This is a genomic window from Pantoea sp. AG1095 (assembly GCF_003208415.1).
GTDB lineage: Bacteria > Pseudomonadota > Gammaproteobacteria > Enterobacterales > Enterobacteriaceae > Pantoea > Pantoea leporis.
This window is the reverse complement of the sequence record NZ_QKMJ01000001.1, coordinates 231,702-248,344: the sequence shown is the minus strand read 5'-3', so window position 1 is coordinate 248,344 and position 16,643 is coordinate 231,702. Positions and strand designations below refer to the sequence as shown.

17 protein-coding genes are annotated in these 16,643 nt (G+C 60.0%); 4 read left to right on the top strand and 13 right to left on the bottom strand.

The window, feature by feature from the left end:
* Window positions 1–11 precede the first annotated feature (11 nt).
* Window positions 12–908, bottom strand: coding sequence for a LysR family transcriptional regulator (locus DEU53_RS01230; RefSeq protein ID WP_101763134.1), 897 nt, complete (start codon window positions 906–908; stop codon window positions 12–14).
* A 124-nt stretch (window positions 909–1,032) separates the two neighbouring features.
* On the opposite strand from DEU53_RS01230, the gene speB reads away from it, so the two are divergent.
* Together speB and DEU53_RS01220 are read left to right on the top strand one after the other, a co-directional pair.
* A complete protein-coding gene (gene speB / locus DEU53_RS01225) occupies window positions 1,033–1,989 on the top strand; it encodes an agmatinase (RefSeq protein WP_101763135.1) in 957 nt (318 codons plus the stop codon).
* Window positions 1,989–3,074 (top strand): iron-containing alcohol dehydrogenase family protein, encoded by a 1,086-nt coding sequence (locus DEU53_RS01220; RefSeq protein ID WP_110865795.1) that lies wholly within the window; start codon window positions 1,989–1,991, stop codon window positions 3,072–3,074. The genes speB and DEU53_RS01220 overlap by 1 nt, the downstream gene beginning before the upstream one ends.
* A gap of 223 nt (window positions 3,075–3,297) precedes the next feature.
* On the opposite strand, the gene DEU53_RS01210 is transcribed toward DEU53_RS01220, so the two are convergent.
* Genes DEU53_RS01210 through argH form a run of 7 tightly spaced genes read right to left on the bottom strand, consistent with a single transcriptional unit; the run spans window position 3,298 to window position 10,312 of the window.
* Complete coding sequence (locus tag DEU53_RS01210) at window positions 3,298–4,659, bottom strand: MmgE/PrpD family protein (protein WP_110865794.1); 1,362 nt, start codon at window positions 4,657–4,659, stop codon at window positions 3,298–3,300.
* The gene (locus DEU53_RS01205) at window positions 4,643–5,530 is read right to left on the bottom strand and encodes a polysaccharide deacetylase (protein ID WP_110865793.1); all 888 of its coding nucleotides are present in this window, start codon (window positions 5,528–5,530) and stop codon (window positions 4,643–4,645) included. Before DEU53_RS01205 ends, DEU53_RS01210 begins: the two co-directional genes overlap by 17 nt.
* Window positions 5,523–6,368, bottom strand: a complete 846-nt coding sequence (locus tag DEU53_RS01200) for a polysaccharide deacetylase (protein WP_110865792.1) — start codon at window positions 6,366–6,368, stop codon at window positions 5,523–5,525. The genes DEU53_RS01205 and DEU53_RS01200 overlap by 8 nt, the downstream gene beginning before the upstream one ends.
* An 11-nt stretch (window positions 6,369–6,379) precedes the next feature.
* Complete coding sequence (locus tag DEU53_RS01195) at window positions 6,380–7,201, bottom strand: ABC transporter substrate-binding protein (protein WP_110865791.1); 822 nt, start codon at window positions 7,199–7,201, stop codon at window positions 6,380–6,382.
* A 17-nt stretch (window positions 7,202–7,218) separates the two neighbouring features.
* The gene (locus DEU53_RS01190) at window positions 7,219–7,983 is read right to left on the bottom strand and encodes an amino acid ABC transporter ATP-binding protein (RefSeq protein ID WP_008102604.1); all 765 of its coding nucleotides are present in this window, start codon (window positions 7,981–7,983) and stop codon (window positions 7,219–7,221) included.
* Between the two features lie 13 nt (window positions 7,984–7,996).
* Window positions 7,997–8,875: an amino acid ABC transporter permease gene (locus DEU53_RS01185; protein ID WP_101763141.1), complete on the bottom strand. Its 879-nt coding sequence runs from the start codon at window positions 8,873–8,875 to the stop codon at window positions 7,997–7,999.
* A 9-nt stretch (window positions 8,876–8,884) separates the two neighbouring features.
* Window positions 8,885–10,312 (bottom strand): argininosuccinate lyase, encoded by a 1,428-nt coding sequence (gene argH, locus DEU53_RS01180; RefSeq protein WP_110865790.1) that lies wholly within the window; start codon window positions 10,310–10,312, stop codon window positions 8,885–8,887.
* Between the two features lie 157 nt (window positions 10,313–10,469).
* Here argH and DEU53_RS01175 point away from each other — a divergent pair, with 157 nt between their 5' ends.
* Entirely contained in the window at window positions 10,470–11,441 is a 972-nt protein-coding gene (locus DEU53_RS01175; RefSeq protein WP_110865789.1) for a LysR family transcriptional regulator, read from the top strand.
* A 241-nt stretch (window positions 11,442–11,682) separates the two neighbouring features.
* On the opposite strand, the gene DEU53_RS01165 is transcribed toward DEU53_RS01175, so the two are convergent.
* On the bottom strand, window positions 11,683–12,201 hold the full coding sequence (locus tag DEU53_RS01165; RefSeq protein ID WP_110866429.1) for a GNAT family N-acetyltransferase: 519 nt from the start codon (window positions 12,199–12,201) through the stop codon (window positions 11,683–11,685).
* On the bottom strand, window positions 12,198–12,761 hold the full coding sequence (locus DEU53_RS01160; RefSeq protein WP_110865788.1) for a helix-turn-helix domain-containing protein: 564 nt from the start codon (window positions 12,759–12,761) through the stop codon (window positions 12,198–12,200). Before DEU53_RS01160 ends, DEU53_RS01165 begins: the two co-directional genes overlap by 4 nt.
* A gap of 151 nt (window positions 12,762–12,912) precedes the next feature.
* On the opposite strand from DEU53_RS01160, the gene DEU53_RS01155 reads away from it, so the two are divergent.
* Entirely contained in the window at window positions 12,913–13,647 is a 735-nt protein-coding gene (locus tag DEU53_RS01155; RefSeq protein ID WP_101763312.1) for a MerR family transcriptional regulator, read from the top strand.
* A gap of 169 nt (window positions 13,648–13,816) precedes the next feature.
* On the opposite strand, the gene DEU53_RS01150 is transcribed toward DEU53_RS01155, so the two are convergent.
* From DEU53_RS01150 to DEU53_RS01140, 3 genes are read right to left on the bottom strand one after another with little or no spacing between them, the layout of a single operon-like run.
* Complete coding sequence (locus DEU53_RS01150) at window positions 13,817–14,548, bottom strand: ABC transporter permease (protein ID WP_110865787.1); 732 nt, start codon at window positions 14,546–14,548, stop codon at window positions 13,817–13,819.
* Window positions 14,548–15,483: an ABC transporter ATP-binding protein gene (locus DEU53_RS01145; RefSeq protein WP_110865786.1), complete on the bottom strand. Its 936-nt coding sequence runs from the start codon at window positions 15,481–15,483 to the stop codon at window positions 14,548–14,550. Before DEU53_RS01145 ends, DEU53_RS01150 begins: the two co-directional genes overlap by 1 nt.
* Window positions 15,476–16,642: an ABC transporter permease gene (locus tag DEU53_RS01140; RefSeq protein ID WP_110865785.1), complete on the bottom strand. Its 1,167-nt coding sequence runs from the start codon at window positions 16,640–16,642 to the stop codon at window positions 15,476–15,478. Before DEU53_RS01140 ends, DEU53_RS01145 begins: the two co-directional genes overlap by 8 nt.
* Window position 16,643 lies beyond the last annotated feature (1 nt).

Sequence of the window (16,643 nt, the reverse complement as noted above, 5' to 3'; positions counted from 1 at the left end):
TTGGCGCAGCGTCAGCTTTCGCTGCTATTTTTTCGCGCTGGATTCAGAATTTCACGCATCGCGCGGATTAAGGTTTCACGCGCGCGCCCACGGCGGAACGCAAAAGAGAAAGGCGCGCGGAAGTGGAAATGGTGCGGCAGCAGGCGACGCAACGTGCCCTGCAGTTCCCCGCTGCGCGCGTAGTGTTCGGGCAAATAGCCAATGAAGCGGCCAGAGAGAATCAGCGTCAGCTGCGCTTCGATGCTCTCCACTGAAGCGTTGCTCTGGCGGAAGCCGCGCTTGTTCAGCTCCTGCTGATTCCAGTAACGCCGCGTCACCATGCCGGTTTGCTGCACGGTGCGCACATCCGGATGGCCCTCAGCCAGCGGATGTTGCGGGCTGCAATAGAGCCAATGCTGTTCTTCGTAAAGCGGAATGGTCACCAGATTGCTGGCGCGCAGCGGAAAGTGCCCAATCGCCAAATCGAGCCGATCCTCCAGCAACTGCTGCTGCAACTCATTGGGATCGCGCACGCTCAGATTAAAGAACACCGCCGGAAAGCGCTGGTTAAAGCGGGCGATAGCGGCAGGCAGATCCAGCGTGCTATCGGTGACGGTGGCGTCCACCACGCCAAGCGAGAAAGTGCCGCCCTGCGCGCTTTTCAGCGTCTCAACCTGCTCCTGCCAACCCGCCAGCGTCGCCAGCATCTCCTGACTGTAGCGATAGAACTGCTCGCCTTTGCTGGTCAGGGTAAAGCCGCCGCGCCCGCGCTGACAGAGGATAAAACCGAGCTGGCTCTCGAGCTCGCTCATGTAGGCGCTGATGGCCGGCGTGGTCATGTTCAGCGCCTGCTGCGCGCGCGAATAGCCCTGATTTTCCACCACGCTGGCGAACACCTGCAGCAGTTTAAGATTGGGAAGCGTCTGCACCGATTTTCCTTCAGAGATTGCTGACTAAAGTTAAGTAATCTCTGAAGTGATTATCGGCTGTCAAGGATTTTTCCGGCGCGCGGGCTGGGTAATGATGGGTTTCACCTGACTGAAGGAGTGTGTGATGACCGATTTCCCCCAGCCGCAAGGCGGCAACGAAATGCCCCGTTTCGCCGGACGCGGCACCATGATGCGTTTACCCGCCGCTGAATCACCAGCCGATTTGGATGTGGCGTTCGTCGGCATTCCGCTGGATATCGGCACCTCGCAGCGCAGCGGTACGCGCTATGGCCCACGCGCCATCCGCGCCGATTCAGTCATGATCCGACCCTACAACATGGCCACCGGCGCCGCGCCCTTTGATTCGCTGCGCGTCGGCGATCTCGGTGATGTGCCGATCAACACTTACAGCCTGCTGAAATCAGTCGATATCATTGAAAACTATTATACCGAGCTGAATAACTGGCCGATTATCCCGTTAACGCTGGGCGGCGATCACACGCTGACGCTGCCGATTTTGCGCGCGCTGGCGAAGAAGCATGGGCCGATGGGGCTGATTCACATTGATGCCCACACCGACACCAACGACGAGATGTTTGGCGAGAAGATCGCGCATGGCACCACGTTCCGCCGCGCGGTGGAAGAGGGCCTGCTCGACTGCCAGCGCGTGGTGCAAATCGGGCAACGTGCGCAAGGCTATGCCGCCGATGATTTTCAGTGGGGCGTCGATCAGGGCTTCCATCTGGTGCCCGCCGAGCAGTGCTGGTATCGCTCCATGACGCCGCTGATGGCCGAGGTGCGCGCGCGTATCGGCGACGGCCCGGTCTATCTCTCTTACGACATCGACAGTTTCGATCCCGCGTGGGCACCCGGCACCGGCACGCCGGAAGTGGGCGGTTTAACCTCGATGCAAGGGCTGGAGATCGTGCGCGGCTGTCGTGGACTCAATCTGGTGGGCGGCGATCTGGTGGAAGTCTCGCCGCCGTACGACATCAGCGGTATGACCTCGCAGCTGGCGGCCAATATCCTTTATGAGATGCTGTGCGTGTTGCCCGGCGTCCGTTACACAGAGAACAAGTGATGACACAACAGAATCTGGTTTTCCCGGCGCGCGTGCTGCGCGGTGCGGGCGTGATCAACCAATTAGGCGCGATCTGCGCCGGACTGGGACAGCGTGCGCTGCTGATTGGCGGCCATCAGGCGTTGCAGGCAGTAGAAGCGCAGGTTCGCGCGCAGCTGCTGGCGGCCAACGTCACGCTGCTGGCGCAGGAGTGGTTTGGCGGCGAAACCTCGATCAATCAGATCAATCGTCTGGCGGCGATGGCCAGCGAACTGCACGCCGAGGTGCTGATTGGCGTGGGCGGCGGTAAATCGCTGGATACGGTGAAAGCGGTAGGCGCACAGATTGGCGTGCCGGTGATCACGCTGCCAACCATCGCCGCCACCTGTTCCGCGGTGACGCCGCTGAGTATTCGCTATGACGATAACGGCAATTTCTTCGACATCTTCCCGCTGCCGCAGGCACCGGCGGCGGTGATCATTGACAGCGAGCTGCTGGCTAAAGCGCCCGCCCGCTGGCTGGCCGCCGGATTGGGCGATACGCTGGCGAAGTGGTACGAGTTCCGCGCGGTCAGTGCACGTCATCCGGCACGCGAGGGCAATGCGCTCTCGTCACTGGCGCACAGCCAGATCTGTTATGACGTGATTGGTGAACATGGACCAGCAGCCTATGCCGCAGTGCTGCGTGGTGAGAGCAGCGCGTCGCTCGATCAGGTGCTGGATGCGATCTTCACCTGGGCAGGATTAACCTCGCTGATGAGCAACGGCGCACACGCGGCGGCTTCGCACGCGATTTATGAAGGCTTTACCTTCTGCGATAAAACCCGCGAGTTTGGGCACGGCTTGCTGGTCGGCTTTGGCAATCTCTGTTTGCTGGCGCTGGAGAACCGCGCCGATGAGGAAGTGCTGGATGAGATGCGCCTGGCGCGCGATTGCGGCGTGCCGCTGACGCTGAGCGAGATTGCCGCGCTGGATGAGAGTGAGCTGGCGCTGATTGTGAGCGAATCGGTGCATGCGCCGGATATGGAGAACATGGCCGAAACGGTGACCGAAGCGCGCTTGCTGGCAGCGATAGCGCGGATTGAGGGGTTAGCAGGCAGGGTTTAGTTTGTGCTCGCTGTGGCTTGAATGTGCTCGCTGTGGTTTGGATGTGCACGCTGTCCCCCATCCCGGCCTTCCCCCATGAATGGGGGAAGGAGACGCTGCCACATGCAGCTTCAGAACGAACATATGGCAGCATCTTCCTCCCCCATTTATGGGGGAGGACCGAGGAGGGGGACAGCGTGCACCTACCAACGGGACAGCGAGCACACACCAAAAAGAAAAAAAATCACCCAATCCCCAACAACCCCACCACTTCCCGCACATCCGCCACTTCATCCAGCTCCAGACACACCGCCTCGAGCTGTTCGACCTGCTCCAGCGGCAATACGCGCGCGGCCAAACTGCGGTATTTCGCCAGCAAGGCATCCAGCGTGAGCGGATTGGTTGGCGCGCCTGACGGCACCGGCACATGCTGCTGCCACTGCGCGCCCTGCCCGGTTTCCAGCCGCACCCACGGCTCGTCGTCGCGGCTCTGCTGCTCATCGATCACCAGCTCAATACGTGCCAGCAACGCTTCCACATCAGGATGCAGGCGCTTGGCGTCGTCATAACTGGCCAGATCCGCCGAGCCGTACAGTGCGCGCGCCGCCAGCGCATACGGCAGGCTCATCTGCGCCGCCGCCAGGCTGTGTAACTCGCGTCCGCCGCACATCTCCAGCAGGAACGGATTAACGCCCACCACGATGCGCGCAATCTGCTCAACCCGCACATTATGCTGTTGCAGCAGGATTCCCAGCGCATCAATAGCCGCGTGGGTGCCACGGCACGAAGCGTAAGGTTTGATCGAGCAGCGCGCCAGTTTCCACACCTCGCCGAGATCGGCCGTCAAGGCCTGCGGCTGCTGTGTTTCCGCCGCTAAGGTTTGCAGGAAGCCGCCCCAGCGTGGTTCAAACACCGCTGAAGGGCCGCTGATACCGCGTTGTGCCAGCAGCGCGGCCTGCACGCCGCCTTCTGCTGCGCGCGCGGCATGCAGTTTTTTGGTGTGCGATCCGTCGTGAATAAAGCCCCACAAACCGCCGCTGAAGCTGGCGGCAATGCCCAGCGCGGACGCACACTGCGCGCGGTCGAGCTGCAGCAGCGAACAGACCGCCGCCGCCGCACCAAACACCCCGCAACTGGCGGTAGAGTGCCAGCCTGCGCCGTTGTGCGCCGAGTAACCGCCGCAGGCTTCTAGCACGCGGCGGCCGACGTCATAGCCGATCACCATCGCCACCAGCAGCGCTTGCCCGTCCACCGGCTGCGTCGCCAGCGGCAAAGCCGCCAGCAGCGCCGGGATCACCACCGCACCGGAGTGATCGCAGCCGCCGGTATCGTCGAGTTCATACATGTGCGCCGCCACGCCGTTCAGCCACGCCGCCTGACGCGGACTGGCCTGCTGCGCGCTGCCCCAAATCTGCGCCTGTTCGCGGCCACCTTCGGCCTGCACCAGCGCCAGACACTCGCGCCAGATCGGGCTGTCGCAGCCCGCCAGCGAAGCACCGAGCGTATCGAGCTGATGGCGTTTCGCCTGCTCCACCAGCGGTTCAGGCAGTTGTGCAAAACGCGTCCCGGCGATAAAGGCCGCCAGTTGATTAAGCGAGTTCGCCATGCGCACCTCCAGTGATGCGGGTAAACACCTCCGCCGGATGGCAGACATCGTTATCCGGCTGCGTCTGCCAGTGCGCCGCCGCCTGCTCAGCGGTGGCAATCCACACATTGTGCTGTTGCAGCATGTCGAGCAGCGCCCGCAGCAGGCCAATACGTCCGGCGGTGCCGATGATTTCCGGATGCAGGCGCAGCAAGTAGCACAGGCCAAAGCGGTGGAAGCCGTGGAAATCCTGCGTCATATTCGCCAGGGTTTCGCCATACGGCGCGATGCGCGATTGTCCCGGCGGAATAGCCGGGCTGAGGTTGAAGGCGAAGTACGGCTCATCTTCCAGCGTGTAGTGCATCGGTAATTCCACCAGGCGCGTACCGGGATGGAAGTACGGCAAATCGTCGCCGCGCCAGCTGGAGGACCATTGAATACCGCGTGCGATCAACGCCTGCGCCAGTCCCGGTTTCCACTGCCCGGCGGGCGTGCGGAACCCCGTGATTTTGCGCCCGGTTATCTGCGCCAGTTTGTCGCAGCCGCGCGTCACGCTGGCGATCTGCTGCTCCAGCGTCAGCAGCGAGAAATCTTCGTGGATATCGCCACTGCAGGCGATTTCATGGCCGCCGGTCACGATACGCTGCACCAGTTCCGGCTGCTGTTCGGCAACAATCGCGGGCATACACCAGCTGGCTTTGAGCTGCTTTTCTGCCAGCAGTGCCAGCAGGCGATCGACGCCGCGCAGCGTGCCGTAGCGCCACACCGACAGCGTTTTATCGCGCCCCGCCACCGCCGGTGCCTGAGTGAGAATGCCGTGAATATCGTTGAAATCGATGGTGAGGATCGCCGCCGACTGGAAACCCAGCGGCCAGCGTGAAGGTTCAGTCATGCTGTTGCTCCTGCAAATACCACTGCGCCACCGCGTCGCAGCGCGCAAACCAAACGTCATCGCGCGCCGTCATATGTGCAAACAGCTGTTCCAGCAGCAGCAAGCGTCCCGGCTGGCCGGAGATTTTCGGGTGGAACAGCGTGGTGAGGCACAAGCCTTCATCCATCGCGCCATCAAACTCGCGCTGCCAGTTATCACGCGTGTGCGCATAGCTGGCGATGCGATCGCCACCTTTGGGGAAGTCGGGCTGGCGCGTGTAGGCCAGCGAGGCGTAATCATCCATCTCCCACTTGCCGGGGATCTCCACCAGCGGCGTATGGCCCGCCACCGGAATGCTGTAAGGACGATCGTCGCCGCGCATGCTGCTGGAGTAGATCACGCCCGCGTCACGCAGGATTTGTGGCGTTTCGGCATGCCAGTCGCCCGACGGCGTACGAAAACCGCAGGCGGTAATGCCCAGATGTTGGTGAAAGATTTCAGCGGATTTCGCCATGACTGCGCGCTGTTCATCCGGTGAAATCGCCCAAAAGGATTCGTGGCGATAGCCGTGATAGGCCACTTCGTGGCCCTGTTCGATAATTGCCTGACACTGCTGCGGCCACTGCTCCACCACCCACGCCGGCACAAAGAAGGTGGCGGGAAGGTGGAAGGCGCGCAGCAGGTCAAGCAGACGCCCGAGCGCGCGGTACGGCCCGTAAGCCCCAAAAGTAAAATACTCTGGCGTTGACCACAGGCTGCCATTCAGCATGGCATCGCCGGTGGGACCGTCGAGGTCAAACGCCAGCGCCATACAGCCGCGTTTACCCTGCGGCCAGCGCACTGCGCCCGGTTGTTGCATCTGCGCGCTCCTTAGCCCTGGTTGACGGTCGCCTTCGCCACGCCGTTGTCTGCCAGACCCCATTTGCCGAGGATTTTCTGGTAAGTGCCATCGGCAATCATCGCGTCGATAGCCGCCTGAATCGCGGTGGTCAGCTCGCCCGCATCTTTACCAATCGCCATGCCGGTGTACTGGAAGGAGAAGGCTTTATCCAGCGCCTTATATTTGCCCTTTTCCAGATCCATGATGTACGGCAGCGTTTCACTGCCCTGCACCACGCCATCCAGACGGTTCTGACGCAGCTGGGTGCGCGCATCGGCGGTGCCTTCAGCACCTACCACAATGATCGCCGGCTTACCGGCCGCTTCACAGTGCGCTTTTGACCAGTTGGCAATCTCCTGCGGGAAGGTGGTGCGACGGCTGGTACCGACTTTCTTACCGCACAGATCCATCGCGCTGTTGATGTCGCTGCGCGCGGATTGGGTGTAGAACTGCGGGCCGGTTTTGAAGTAGTCGATAAAGTTCACCACCTGCTGACGCTCTTTGGTGTCCGTCATGCCGGACATCACCAGATCGACGCGCCTGGTCACCACCGCGTTCACCATCTGTTCGAAGGCGATCTCCTGCCAGTTGATCTTCACGCCGAGTTTTTCACCAATCGCCTGGCCGAGGTCGTAATCCACGCCGGTCAGCTGGTTGGTCGCCGGATCTTTAAAATCCATTGGCGGATAGTTCGGCATGATCGCTACCGTCAGCCCTTTCTCTTTGATCGCCGCGGGTACGGCGATGTCTGCCCAGGCAGAGGATTGAAGCAATACGGCGGCACTGATGGCACTCAATAACAGCTTTTTCATATTCACCCCGGTAATGTTTAAAGAAGAATCGCGTTAATAAAGTTTTTCATCCGTGGATTTTGCGGGTTCAGCAGAATGTCTTCCGGTGCGCCCTGCTCGATAATCCGTCCCTCGTCCATAAACACCACCTGATTGGCCACCTCACGGGCAAAGCCCATTTCGTGGGTGACCACCAGCATGGTGGTGCCCTCTTTTGCCAGCTGACGCATCACCGCCAGCACTTCGCCCACCATCTCCGGATCCAGCGCCGAGGTGGGTTCGTCAAACAGCATCAGTTTGGGTTTCATCGCCAGCGCACGAGCAATCGCCACGCGCTGCTGCTGGCCGCCGGAGAGCGACTGCGGATAGTCGTGCGCTTTGTGCGCCAGACCAACGCGATCGAGCAGCGCCATCGCCTCTTCGCTGGCTTCGCGCCTTGGGCGCAGCAGCACGCGACACGGCCCTTCGATGATGTTCTCCAGCGCGGTTTTGTGTGGGAACAGGTTAAAACGCTGGAATACCATGCCGGTTTGCAGGCGCTGGCGCGCAATCTGTTTGTCGCTCAGCGCATGGAGTTTGTTACCGGCGATGCGATAGCCCGCCAGCTCGTTGTCAACCCAAATCCCGCCTTTATCGACCTTTTCCAGCTGGTTAATGCAGCGCAAAAAGGTGCTTTTGCCGGAACCGGATGGGCCGAGGATGCACATCACCTCGCCGTAGTTCACTTCGAGGCTGACATCCTTCAGGGCGTGGAACTGGTCGAAATATTTGTTCACCTTAACGGCGCGCACGATGTTTCTCATGTTGGGCTCCTGATTACTGACGCTGACGATGGCCGCGTGAGAAATAACGTTCCAGTCGGCTCTGTCCAAACGACAACACCGTGACCACAATCAGGTACCAAATGCCTGCCACGAACAGTAGTTCCATGACGCGCGCGTTGGCGAAGTAGATGGTTTGCGTGTTGTAGAGCAGTTCGGAGTACTGAATCATGCTGGCGAGGCTGGTGGTTTTGATCATGCTGATAAATTCGTTGCCGACCGGCGGCAGAATCACGCGCATCGCCTGCGGCAGAATGATGCGCTGCAGCGCCTGCAGACGCGGCATGCCGATGGCTTTCGCCGCTTCGTATTGCCCGGTATCCACCGACAGCAGGCCCGCGCGCACCACTTCCGAGGTGTACGCGCCCTGATTGATGCTCAAACCGAGCAGCGCGGCGAGGAACGGCGTCATGATGGTGACGGTTTGCACGCTGAACACGCCGGGAATGCTGATGGTGGGAAACACCAGCGCGAGGTTGAACCACAGCAGCAGCTGCAGAATCAGCGGCGTGCCGCGAAAAATCCACGCGTAGCCCACGGCGATGTAGTGCAGCACCGGATTCGGCGACATGTACATGATGGCGGTGATGACGCCAAACAGTACGCCGAGCCCCATCGCCAGCACCGACATGATCAGCGTGTTGACCACGCCGTTAAGAATCGCCTGGGCGGTAAAGAACTGGCCGACAAACGACCATTCGATATTGCCGTGCGCAAAGGCGTTTACCAGCAGCGCCAGCAGCAGCAGAATCACCGCCGACGCGGTGATACGGCCGTAGTAACGGCGCGGCACCACTTGGTAACGATCGAGATCGTAATGCGTCTGCTCGCGGCTGTTGTTCAAACCCGGCTCAATCGGCGTTGATTGCGACATAAGTTCTCCTCAGGCGCGTGGGCCAGCGTAATCTTCGGTCCAGCGCTGCTGATCCTGCATCAAGGTTTGCAGACGTGCCAGCTGCTCACGTACGCGTGCCGGTGCGGTACCGCCGTAGCCGCTACGGGCCGCCAGCGCGGCTTCCAGCGTCAGCGCACTGCGCACCTCCGGCGTTAAGCGGACATCCACCGCCTGCAGTTGCGCATCGCTGAGATCCGACAGACCGCAGTTTTCGCGCTCGCACAATTGCACCAGCTGGCCGGTGATCTCATGCGCTTCGCGGAACGGCACACCGCGCATCGCAAGCCAGTCGGCCACTTCGGTCGCCAGCGTGAAGCCGTCCGGTGCCTGCTCGCGCATCACGTCGGTGTTGAATTTCAGCGTCGCCATCATGCCTGCCATCGCCGGTAGCACCAGCAGCAGCGTATCCACCGCATCAATCACGTTGCGTTTGTCGTCGCTGAGATCGCGGTTGTAGGAGAGCGGCATCGCTTTCATGGTGGTGAGCAGCGCCATCAGATTGCCGACCAGGCGGCCAGCGCGGCCGCGCGTCAGTTCGGCGATGTCCGGGTTTTTCTTCTGCGGCATGATGGAGCTGCCGGTGGCGTAGCTGTCGTGCAGCTCGACCCAGCGGAACTGGCGCGATGCCCACATGCACACTTCTTCGCACAGGCGTGACAGGTTGATGCCGATCATGCTGGTGACAAACAGGAATTCAGCGGCATAGTCGCGGCTGGCAACGGCATCAATGGAGTTTTCGCACGGCGCGAGATAGGAAAGATCGGCGGCGGCCTGCTCCGGCTGGCGCGCAATGGCGGAACCGGCCATCGCAGCGGCACCGAGCGGACAGCGTGCGCTGCGGCGATCCCAATCTTGCATACGTTCAATATCGCGGGCAAAGGATTGCGCGTGAGCCAAAAGTTGATGACCAAAAACAATCGGCTGCGCCTGCTGCAGATGCGTGAAACCGGGCGCGACGCTTTCGGTGTGCTGTGCCGCCTGCTCGACCAGCGCCTGCTGCAAGGCCAGCAGCGCGCTCACCACCTTGCGACCGTTGTCGCGCAGGTAAAGACGCAGGTCGTTAACGGTTTGATCGTTACGCGAACGCCCGGCGCGCAGCTTGCCGCCCAGCGGACCTAAACGCTCGGTCAGCGCGCGTTCGATAAAGGTGTGCACATCTTCGTCGGCGGCAATCGGATGCAGCTGACCGGCGCGATAATCGGCGTCTAACGCGTCAATGGCCGCCAGCATGGTGCTGAGCTCTTCGGCGCTCAGCAACTCGCCGCGCGCCAGTTCACGGGCATGCGCCCGGCAGCCCGCCAGATCGTAAGGTGCCAATGCAAAGTAATAATCCGGGCTACGAGACAGCGCGGTTAAACTCGCCGCCGGTGCCGCTTTAAAACGCGCGCCCCATAACAGTTCGGCATTATCAGACATGCTATTTCCCCTTACAGATAATCATCAGCGATATGAAAAAGATATGGATGAGCCAGTTGAAATAATAAAAACTTATTTTATGGCTACACTGGTAAATAGGGCCTATTTCAGGTTCACTGTACTTTCACCGCAATTATTCCGGAGTTGAATAGCAAAAATGGAAAGTAAAGTTTCCCAGTCCGGAAACAATGCAAATAATCGCAGCGATAATGCGGTTCTGGCACTGAGTAATATCGATTTAAAATTACTGCGGGTATTTAAATGCGTGGTAGAAGCGGGCGGATTAACCGCTGCCAGCCACGAATTGAATATTGGTCTGGCGGCGATCAGTAAACAGGTTTCCGATCTGGAAATTCGTCTCGGTATGACGTTATGCAGCCGCGGACGCGAAGGTTTTGAGCTGACGCAGTACGGCATCAACGTCTACCAGGCCACGCTGGAGCTGTTCGTCTCGCTGAATCTGTTTCGCGAGCGGCTGCACAACAGCCGCAACGAACTGCTGGGCGACATTGCCATTTGCGTGGTGGATAACACCATCTCCGATCCGCAATCTCCGGTCACCGCAGCGGTGCAACAGCTGCACCAGAAAGCGCCAAAGGTACAAATTCGACTGCAAACCGCGCAATTAGATGATATTGAGCGCGGCATCAGCGAAGGCCGTTTTCATTGTGGTATTGCACCGGTTTATGAAATGAAAAGTGATTTTGATTACTTCCCGCTTTATAAGGAATATTCAAAATTATATTGCTCCATGTCACATCCTTTATATTCTGGATCGTGCGATAAAAATATATCGCTGGACATATTACGTGAGCAGAAAATTATTAATCATTTATATGTGACGCCGCGCGACGATCGTCGCATCATTCCCTTACAGGACAGCGGCGCGCAGGCGGTTCAGGTTGAATCTGTCGCCATGCTAATTTTAACCGGCCATTTTATTGGTTATTTACCGGAACATTATGCCGCCGCGTTTATTGCGCGTGGGCAGCTGTGTGAGTTGGGTGATGATTCGACTCGCCGTGAAAACCCGTTTTGTTTGATGATGAAGAAGGGCCGCAAAATAAACCCGATTATCCGGCTGTTTATGCAGGCGCTGGGGATTGGCGAGGCGGAAGGACCGCACTGAGTTGGTGCATTTTGGGATTGTGCTTGCTGTCCCCGGTCTGTGCTCGCTGTCCGTCCAGGTTTGTGCTCGCTTTCCCCGGTCTGTGCTCGCTGTCCCCCTCCTCGGTCCTCCCCCATAAATGGGGGAGGAAGATGCTGCCATATGTCAGTGATGAAGCTGCATGTGGCAGCGTCTCCTTCCCCCACTTGTGGGGGAAGGCCGGGATGGGGGACAGCAGGCACAATCACAATCACAATCACAATCACCCCAACACCTTAAACATCACCGTAGTCGCATCCAGCACACCTTCGGTTGACTCCGCATAGAACGGAATCGACCCAGCAATCTGCCAATCCATCGACAAATAGAGATCCGTTGCCACGTCGCCGCTGCGCGTATCCAGCACCAGCAGGGTTTTTCCCTGCTGTGCCGCCAGCTGTTCGGCTTGCTGCATCAGGCGGCGCGCGATGCCCTGACGTCTGGCGCGGGGATGCACCAGCAGCTTACTGATCTCCGCCCGATGGCGACCGTTCGGCATTGCGCTGAATCCCACCATCACCGTCGCCACAATCACGCCCTGCTGATACGCCACCAGCAGCTGATTGTCGCCGCTCGCCAGGCTGTAAATTTTGTCCTGCCAGAAGCGCTCAATGGCCGCGCGATCGTCTGCATCAATAAAGCCCACGCTGGCGCCATCGGCGACGCAGCCCTGCAGCACATCACACAATGCCGCCAGCAGCGGCTGCGCCTGGGTGGCGCTGAGAGGTTCGATGTCAATCATGGTTTGCATACCACCAAAATGTAGCGCGCGCCGCCTTCGGCATGGGCGGCAAACGCGGATTTGCCGGTGAGATTAAAGCGCAGACAGTCGCCTGCCTGCAGCGTCCAGTGCTGATTGTCCATGCTGATGGTCAGCTCGCCTGATTGCAGCCAGATGTGCTGCTCCAGTCCCTGAATCGGCGGCGCATCGTAATCAATGCGCGCGCCAGGACGCAGCACACCTTCCACCACTTCCGCTTTAAAGTGGCTGGCGGGCGGTGATACGTTGCGGCGCTGGAAGCCGCTGGCGTCATCGCGCCATACCGGCTGTTGCGCCGCTTTCAGCAGCAGCGCGGCCTCCTCTTCCACCTCGCTCAGCAGGCGCGACATGGTCAAGCCGTAGGCCACGCAAAGGCGGTTAAGCAAAGCGGCTGTGGGGCTCGTTTCGGCGCGTTCAATGCGCGACAACGACGCCCGACTGATGCCGGTCGCCATCGCCAATTCATCTAATGACCAACCGCGTTGTACGCGTAATTCAGCCAGTCGCGCCGCCAGTCGATCGTCGGTATCCGAAGCAGACATCTTCACCTCTCATATACGGGAAATAAATCTCACATATGAGATATGACCTTAAATAAATAAAGCGGTCAAGTTGTACAATTAAAAAATCATTGTACAACCCAGTCGTGGGGGTTAAGGTGTTGTTATGCAGGTCAGAATTTTTGAGGACTTTATGGCCTTATACAGTATCGGGGATGTGGCCGAACGCTGTGGAATCAACCCGGTAACGCTTCGCGCCTGGCAGCGACGTTACGGTCTGTTAAAACCCCAGCGTACCGAAGGTGGTCATCGGCAGTTTGATGATGAAGATGTTCAGCGTATCGAAGAGATAAAACGCTGGATAGAGAGTGGTGTGCCCGTTGGCAAAGTGAAAGCGTTGCTGGAAGGCGCGACGGTCAATGTGGATGACGGTTGGTCGGCGCTGCAGGAAGAGTTGATGAGCGTACTGCGCCACGTTCGCCCGGCGAAATTGCGCGTTAAAATTGCCAATATTGGCCGGGAACATCCGGTGGATGCGTTAATCGATCACGTGTTCGTGCCGGTTCGCCAGCGTCTTGGTTTAGATCAGAACACCGCGCGCACCATGTGCAGTCTGCTTGATGGCGCGCTGATTGATTATGTGGCGTTTTGTCTGGCCTGTGGACGTAAAAAAGCCGGTAAAGATGCCTTGATGCTGGGTTGGGCGGTGGAAGATCGTACCCGCATCTGGCTGGAAGCCTGGCGTTTGTCGCAGCAAGGCTGGCGCATGGATGTGTTGGCGGAGCCGCTGGACATGCCGCGCCCTGAGTTATTCCCCGGACAAAACCTGTTTATCTGGACCGGTAAAAAGCCGACGCGTCGTCAGGTCGAGCAGTTTGAACACTGGCAGGCGCAGGGTTTTGCCATTCACCTGCACGATCCCGCATAAGTAAAATCGCACACACGGCCTTTGCCTGGCGTGGTGTGCGCGTTATCATGCCGCCCTAAATTTCTTTTCTCAGGTCTCCTCATGAACTGGAATAAACTCCTTATCGGTTCCCTGTTTGCCATCATGGCGCTTGGCGGCATGGGTGGCATGATGCTGGTCGGCTACAGCCTCATTGTGCATACCCACTAAGTTTGCGCTGCACGCGCTCTAGCAGGCGATCGCAAATCAACGCCAGCAGCGCCACCAGCAGCGCGCCCTGAATCACATAGGCGGTGTTAAAGCCGCTAAGACCGATAATCACCGGCGATCCCAGACTCTCCGCGCCCACCGTGGAGGCGATAGTTGCCGTGCCGATGTTGATCATCACCGAGGTTCGCACGCCCGCCATGATCACCGGTGCCGCCAGCGCCAGCTCAATCTGCCACAAGCGTCGCCACGGCCCCATGCCGAGGCCGACCGCGATTTCACGATTGCTGGCCGGTACGCTATCTAAACCTGCCAGCGTGCCCTGCAAAATCGGTAGCAAGCCGTAGAGAAACAGCGCCATTACCGCGGGCGTGGCACCAAACCCCATCACTGGCACCGCAATCGCTAACACCGCAACCGGCGGAAAGGTTTGCCCGGCCGCCGCCACGGTTTCCAGCAGCGGACGAAAGGCGCGCCCGGCGTGACGCGTAGCAAACACCGCACAGGCAACGCCGACCAGCAACGCCAGCAGGCTGCCGCTGACCACCAACGCCAGATGCGCCAGCGCCAGCCGCCAGAAACTCTCCTGCTGATACAGCGGACGCTCGAGCTGTGGAAACCAGTGAGCAAACAGCGGACCGCTGTGCGGCAAGCCCCACAGCAGCAGCAGAAAGGCCGCCAGCAGCCAGTAGAGCGGATCGCGTAACAGCCGCATCAGCTCGCCTCCCGCTGGCGCAGCAGATCGCTGAAGTGCAGCACGCCCAGCGGCTGTTGCTGCTGATCGATCACCGGCAATTTATCGGTACGGCGCGCAATAAATTGCGACAGCGCTTCACGCAGCGTCAGCGATTCGGCAATCGGTTCGGCGTCCAGCCATTCACCGCGTCGCGCCGCGCTGCCCGCACGTCCCAGCGCCAGCAAACGCACGCCGAGCTCGCTGCGACCAAAGAACTCGCGGGCAAAGTCGTTCACCGGCTGCGTCAGCAGATCGATTGGCCTGCCCTGCTGCACGATTTCGCCGCCGTCCATCAGCACCAGCTGATCGGCCAGCGTCAGCGCTTCGTCGATGTCGTGCGTCACAAGCACCACGGTGCGACCGGACATTTTCTGAATGCGCAGCATCTCGTGTTGCAACGCCAGACGGTTAACCGGATCGAGCGCGCCGAAAGGTTCATCCATCAGCAGCAACTCGGGATCGGCCGCCAGCGCACGCGCCACGCCGACGCGCTGCTGCTGTCCGCCCGACAGCTGATGCGGCATGCGCGTCGCCAGATGGCTGTCGAGATTGAGCAGCGCCAGCAGCTCATCGACGCGTTGAGTGATCTTCGCCTGCGGCCAGCCGAGCAGCGAGGGCACGGTGCCGATGTTCTTCGCCACGTTCCAGTGCGGAAACAGGCCAATCGACTGAATGGCATAACCGATGCGGCGGCGCAACGCGCGCGCATCCATGGTTTCGATGGCTTCTCCGGCAAAACGGATTTCGCCGCTGTCGTGCTCCACCAGCCGGTTGATCATCTTCAGCGTGGTCGATTTGCCCGAACCGGAGGTGCCAATCAGCACGGTAAAACTGCCCTTCTCAATCTTCAGCGACAGGTTACGTATCGCCTCTTTGCCAGCGAACACTTTGCTCACCTGGTGAAATTCAATCATGACGTCTCTCCAGCAGTGCCGACAGTAAACGCAGCAGCGCATCAAAAATCACCGCCAGCGCCACCACCGGAATCACGCCCAGCAGCACCAGATCCAGCGCGCTGCTGAGCAATCCCTGAAAAACAATGGCGCCGAATCCGCCCGCCCCAATCAGCGCCGCGACCACCGCCAGGCCCACGGTTTGCACCACTACCACGCGTAGCCCGGAGAGCCACACCGGCAGCGCCAGCGGCAGTTCGGCGTGCCAGAACTGTTGCCACGCGCTCATGCCCATGCCGCGCGCGGTTTCACGCACTTCCTGCGGCACCTGCTGCAAACCGGCCACCACGCTGCGCACCAGCGGCAGCAGCGCGTAGAGCACCAGCGCAATCAAGGCCGGCGCAATACCGATGCCGCTGATGCCCCAACGGGCCAGCAGCGGAAAATGCGCCACCAATCCCGCCAGCGGCGCAATCAGTAAACCGAACAGCGCCACCGACGGCACCGTTTGAATCAGGTTAAGCACGCTAAATGCGGCATTCTGCCAGCGCGGACGCCGCGCAATCGCCAGCCCGAGCGGCAATCCGATGATTACCGTCTGCAGCAGCGTGCCGCCCAGCAGCCACAAATGCTGCGTGAAGGCCGCATCAAACACCGCCGTGCGGTTGGCGTACTCTTTCAAAAGCGAGAGACGATCAAGATGACCGCTGAGTAACAGCGCCAGCGGCGGCAGCCAGATTTGCAGGTTGAGCACAATGCGCCACGGGGTACTGCGGGTGATTTGCCGGACCGCTTCCGCCGCCAGCAGCAGCGCCAGCGCCGCCGCACACCACAAGCCGCTGCCAAACGCGGTGCGCGCCAGCGGGCTCCCGCTGTTCGCCAGTTGCGTGGCCTGTTGTCCGGCCAGCCAGATGAGTAAGGCCAGCAGCACTTCCGCCGCCAGCAGCACCGATATCGCGTGAATGCGGCGCGGCGGCCACCACAAGCTCTGCCACAGCCACAGCAACGGGATGAACAGCAGTATGCTGTTGGTCACCTGCCATAACGTCAGCGGCAGGCCAGAGACCAGCCGATTGGCGGCAAAGCTCAATAGCGGCAAGGCAAACAGCGCCAGCGTGATAAGCGCGATTAACACCAGCAGCACCGGCTGCTGGCGCGGTCGGAATAACAACGACGACACT